We start from the raw sequence: 237 nt of genomic DNA on the forward strand, positions 1-237 counted from the left end.
GGTCGCCTCCGGCGGCGACATGCTGACTGCGCTTACCATCAAGATCGAAGAAACTCGGCTCGACCATTGCGTCTGCGGCCTGCGGTCGATGGGCATCTGGCTGCCAATGGCGTCCGACAAGGGCCCCGTCCGGGGCATCGGCTGTTCACCCAAGGCGTTTCCGTTCGAAAAACGTTGTCATGGCGTGGTGCAGGCGGCACCATGGCCCTCAACGAAGCCCAACTTGGGAAAGACCGG

Annotated in this window: 1 protein-coding gene; it reads left to right on the forward strand. The window is 62.9% G+C overall.

The window, feature by feature from the left end:
• On the forward strand, positions 1-237 hold a 237-nt coding region (locus EU800_RS27480), incomplete at both ends, for a hypothetical protein (RefSeq protein WP_207210045.1).

This window comes from Tropicimonas sp. IMCC6043 (genome assembly GCF_004146235.1).
GTDB lineage: Bacteria > Pseudomonadota > Alphaproteobacteria > Rhodobacterales > Rhodobacteraceae > Tropicimonas.